The organism is Mycobacterium sp., from assembly GCF_032162105.1.
In the GTDB taxonomy this organism is placed as follows: domain Bacteria; phylum Actinomycetota; class Actinomycetes; order Mycobacteriales; family Mycobacteriaceae; genus Mycobacterium.
This window is the reverse complement of sequence record NZ_JAVRPS010000525.1, coordinates 1-4,025: the sequence shown is the minus strand read 5'-3', so window position 1 is coordinate 4,025 and position 4,025 is coordinate 1. Positions and strand designations below refer to the sequence as shown.

At 65.9% G+C, this 4,025-nt stretch carries 7 protein-coding genes; 4 read left to right on the top strand and 3 right to left on the bottom strand.

Annotation, left to right across the window (positions count from 1 at the left end; genetic code table 11):
* The coding region (locus QOC69_RS27055; RefSeq protein ID WP_526445477.1) for a pyridoxal-phosphate dependent enzyme at window positions 1-324 on the bottom strand (324 nt) is incomplete at its 3' end.
* Between the two features lie 42 nt (window positions 325-366).
* A complete protein-coding gene (locus QOC69_RS27050; RefSeq protein WP_526445475.1) occupies window positions 367-804 on the bottom strand; it encodes a nitroreductase family deazaflavin-dependent oxidoreductase in 438 nt (145 codons plus the stop codon).
* Window positions 805-892: 88 nt separating this feature from the next.
* On the opposite strand from QOC69_RS27050, the gene QOC69_RS27045 reads away from it, so the two are divergent.
* Window positions 893-1,114, top strand: a complete 222-nt coding sequence (locus QOC69_RS27045; protein ID WP_526445473.1) for a hypothetical protein — start codon at window positions 893-895, stop codon at window positions 1,112-1,114.
* Here QOC69_RS27045 and QOC69_RS27040 read toward each other — a convergent pair.
* Complete coding sequence (locus QOC69_RS27040) at window positions 1,096-1,533, bottom strand: SRPBCC family protein (protein ID WP_526445471.1); 438 nt, start codon at window positions 1,531-1,533, stop codon at window positions 1,096-1,098. The genes QOC69_RS27045 and QOC69_RS27040 overlap by 19 nt on opposite strands.
* Window positions 1,534-1,562: 29 nt before the next feature.
* Here QOC69_RS27040 and QOC69_RS27035 point away from each other — a divergent pair, with 29 nt between their 5' ends.
* The 3 genes from QOC69_RS27035 to QOC69_RS27025 form a co-directional block, all read left to right on the top strand.
* A complete protein-coding gene (locus QOC69_RS27035; RefSeq protein ID WP_526445469.1) occupies window positions 1,563-2,306 on the top strand; it encodes a hypothetical protein in 744 nt (247 codons plus the stop codon).
* A gap of 47 nt (window positions 2,307-2,353) precedes the next feature.
* Window positions 2,354-3,124 (top strand): DUF6498-containing protein, encoded by a 771-nt coding sequence (locus QOC69_RS27030; RefSeq protein WP_526445467.1) that lies wholly within the window; start codon window positions 2,354-2,356, stop codon window positions 3,122-3,124.
* A gap of 75 nt (window positions 3,125-3,199) precedes the next feature.
* On the top strand, window positions 3,200-4,025 hold an 826-nt coding region (locus QOC69_RS27025), incomplete at its 3' end, for a class I SAM-dependent methyltransferase (RefSeq protein WP_526445465.1).

Genomic DNA, 4,025 nt, shown 5'->3' with positions numbered 1-4,025 from the left:
CCGGCCGTGAATGCCCATCGACCGGCAGGCGAGCGCGAACCCCTGCGCGTGATTGCCCGCCGACGAGCACACCACGCCCGCGGCGATCTCTTCCGGCGTCAACTGCATCAGCAGGTTGTAGGCGCCGCGCAGCTTGTAGGAACGCACCGTCTGCAGGTCCTCGCGCTTGAGATACACCTGTGCGCCGGTGACCGCCGACAACCGATCGCTGCGCTGCAGCGGGCTGAGCGCGACCACGCCGGAAATTCGCTCAGCGGCCTCGTCGATGTCGGCCGCGGACAGCGGCGATGACGTGCGGGGACTCTGGCTCAACTCAGCGGACACCGGTCAATGGTGCCACCTCGTGGGCGACGGGCGGAAACCCGTTTAGCCGACCGGGCTCAGCACGATCACCGGGATCTGCCGGTCGGTCTTGGTCTGGTACTCCGCGTAGTCCGGAAACGCCGCGACTGCGCGCTCCCACCAGGCCGCCTTCTCGTCGCCGAAAACCTCGCGGGCCTCGTAGTCCTTGGCGACCGGGCCGTCCTGCAGTTCCACCTGCGGATGCGCCTTGACGTTGTAGTACCAGACGGGATTCTTCGGAGCCCCGCCCAGCGACGCCACGATCGCGTACTCGCCGTTGTTCTCCACCCGCATCAGCGGGGTCTTGCGGAGCTTGCCGGACTTGGCGCCGATTGTGGTCAGCAGGATGATGGGTTTGCCCTTCATATCGCTGCCCGCCGTGTCGCCGGACTCGATGATCTTGTCGGCGTGATCGCGGACCCAGTCCCACGGGCTCGGTTCATATTCTCCAGAAAGCGGCATCCGATCAGCTTATGCCGCGAGTGGAGAGATTGGCCTGATTCAGCGTTTCGGTTGCCCGAACTCTTGGATACGAGCTATCGTCAAAGGTATGACGGCACCCAGCGTCAAGCTAGTGACATCCTGCACCGAAGTGCGGATCGCCGGTGTTCCGTGGCCGGTGTACAAGCTGGTCGCGCTCGCCGTTGGTCTGCTGGTGCTACTCGTCGTGGGTGTCGCCACCATGAACCCGGGGCCTGCCGTCGTTGCTGCCGCGGCCGCGGCCACCGTGGTCTGGCTGGGACTTGGCCTGTTTCAGTCGTCCGACGACTGATCCTCGACTAGTCCCCGCAACGTCGCCAGGTCCGCAGCGACCGCCGCGGCGTCGGCCTCGAACTCCGCGTCCGTGACTCCGGGTCGGCGGCGCAGCGTGAACACCACCTCGCAGCGCGTCTCCCCCGGGCCCTCCGGAATCACCCGCATCGGGTTGTAGACCGCCTCGCCGGTGGGCAGCCGGACCACGTGGTCGAGCACGCCGAACGCGTTGGGCGGGGCGAATTCGACGTCGGCGTCGCGCAACGCCGGATCGGCCAGGCCCGCAGCCCAGCGCCGCAGCTCGGCGCGATCCGACGCGAAGGCGTACACCGCGTCGGGGGTGGCGTCGATCCACTCGCTGATGTGCCGGGATGAGGCGAGCGGAGCGACGGGAGATGGGGACGTGCCCAGGAAACTGTCAGCCGTGTCGTCATCCATGGTTCCATCGTCGCGCACACACTTACCTGATGGAGAACATGCCTGAACAACCCGCTGCCGAGGAGTTCCTCAAGCGAGCGGAGAGGCTGGCCAGGGAGGCTGAGCACCACGTGCCGTCCTGGCTGCGGCCCGGCACCCCGGAGAGCCGGCTGCCGGTGCTGGTCGCACTCGTCACCGCCATCGTCCTGCAACTGGGGATCGCGCGCAGCTTCGTACTCGTTCCGCGGTGGCCCCTGATCGCCATGGAATTGTTGTTGCTGGCCGTCCTGATCTGGCTGAACCCGGTCCGGCTCACCCGCTCGACCGTGTTCGGAAAGTACGCGAGTTGGGTGCTGCTGGGGGCGATCACCATCGACAACACACTCTCGGCCATCGTGCTGGACACGAGCATCCTGTCCGGCCGGGTCAGCAATGACGCCGGTCTGCTGCTCGGCAGCGGCGCGGCGATCTTCATCACCAACATCATCGCGTTCGGCATCTGGTACTGGGAACTGGACCGTGGCGGCCCGTTCGCGCGGCGTGCCGGCGCCACGCCCTACCCAGACTTCATGTTCCCTCAGATGGACCCCGATACCGCCAAGCTGGTAAAGCCTGGCTGGCGCCCGACATTCATCGACTATCTGTACGTCAGCCTGACGAACGCGATGGCGTTCTCGCCGACCGACACCATGCCGCTGGCGCGATGGGCCAAGATGATGATGGCGGTGCAGAGCCTGGTGGCGGTCACCACCATCGCGCTCGTAATCGCAAGGGCCGTGAACGTTTTGGGCTAACCATGCGACGATGACGCCATGCCCCGACTTCGTGCCGCCACGACGACGTGATTCCGGTCGTTCATCTGCTGACGCTGCTGGCCGTCAACGCCGTTCCTGCGGCCGGCTGGTTCGTCGAGGGATGGTCGGCAGGCACGACGCTCGTCGTCTACTGGTTCGAGAACGTCGCGGTGTGCCTGTTCGTCTCCGCGCGAATCGTCGCCCATCGGCGGTGGAGTCCAAGGCGCGGACACTTCGAGTACCAGGCACCGAAATCAGACCGGCGCGGCGCGCAGACCTCCTTCCTCAACGGGTTCCTCGTCACGAGTCTCGTCTTCTCCGCGGCACATGGTGTGTTTCTCGGAGTCGTCCTGTTCATGCTCAACCACAACGACCAGAGCGGTGTGGCAGCCGTCGACTGGCACCACGTGGGAAGTGGTTGCGTGGGTGTGCTCGTCATCCTTGCCATCGATTTCGTGGTCGACCTGCCCGGGCTGCGCCGGTGGTCGTTCTGGCAGATCGAGCAGACGGCGAATCGAAGCCTCGGTCGAATCGCCGTCGTCCACCTGACGCTCGTACTCGGAATGCTTGGCGCCGCCATGACCGACGCCTCCGCACTGTTCGGAGTCTTCGTCGTCCTCAAGACCCTGTACGCGCTGAGCATGGCTCTGCCGCAGTGGGAGCCGACCACGCCGCCCAAATGGCTTAGCCGCGTGATGAATCGCGTGCCCAACGTGCACCAGGGCGAAGGGTTCGAGGAGTCGTGGGCCGACGAACGCGCCGACGAAGCCGAACGGCGCGACGAAAACGAACGGCCATGGACGGGCGCCCGACGGTAGCCGGCTCGTAATCGCAAGGGCGGTGAACGTTTTGGGCGATCCGTTCAGTCCGAAATGTGGAGTACCTTCGCGGTCATGGGGATAGCAACCACCGCACTGACACCCGTCGAACAGACCGCGTTTCTCACCGAATACGCCAGAGCTCTGGACAGCCGATGGGCTCGGCCGATCCTCGGCGACACGCTGGCCGACGAGGTGGTGGGCGAGGTCGACTACGACTTCGCCGGCCTCGGCGTGCAGACCAGCGTGGTGTGTCAGACCGCGCTGCGGGCCAAGATGCTCGACGACCGGGTGCGCCGGTTCATCGCCGAGCATCCTGACGCCGTGGTGGTCGATCTGGGCGCCGGTCTCGACAGCGGTTTCTACCGCGTCGCGCCGCCGCCGACGGTGGACTGGTACAGCGTCGACCTGCCAGGAATCATCGCGCTGCGCGAAAAGGTCCTGCCTGCCAACCCGCGCTCGCGTTCGGTGCCGGTCTCGGTGGCCGACGCGAACTGGCCCGACACCATCCCTGCCGACCGCCCGACCATTCTCGTCGCCGACGGGCTGTTCGCGTTCCTGTCCGAGGACGTCATCATCGGACTGTTCCGCGGCATCACCGACCACTCCCACACCGGCGAACTGGCGTTCAACGACTACGGCGGCATCGGCTGGTTCAGTCGGGTGGCGATCAAGCTCTACCCACAGAAGATGTTCAAAGACGTCGCGAGTCAATGGGGCTACGCAGGATTCAAGGACGCGCACCATCCCGAGACGTGGAATCCCCGCCTGAGACTCGTCGAGGAGGCGAGCCTGGCGCACGCCCCGGAGGTGGACCTGTTCCCGACCTGGTTGCGTGTCAGCACCCGGCTGATGGGGAAGTCCAAGACGGGCGCCCGCAAGGGACGGATCCTGCGGTACG

Bases quoted from the DNA above. Each gene is read 5' to 3' on its own strand.
- QOC69_RS27050 (WP_526445475.1), bottom strand. From the start codon at position 804: ATGCCGCTTTCTGGAGAATATGAACCGAGCCCGTGGGACTGGGTCCGC.
- QOC69_RS27045 (WP_526445473.1), top strand. From the start codon at position 893: ATGACGGCACCCAGCGTCAAGCTAGTGACATCCTGCACCGAAGTGCGG.
- QOC69_RS27040 (WP_526445471.1), bottom strand. From the start codon at position 1,533: ATGGATGACGACACGGCTGACAGTTTCCTGGGCACGTCCCCATCTCCC.
- QOC69_RS27035 (WP_526445469.1), top strand. From the start codon at position 1,563: ATGGAGAACATGCCTGAACAACCCGCTGCCGAGGAGTTCCTCAAGCGA.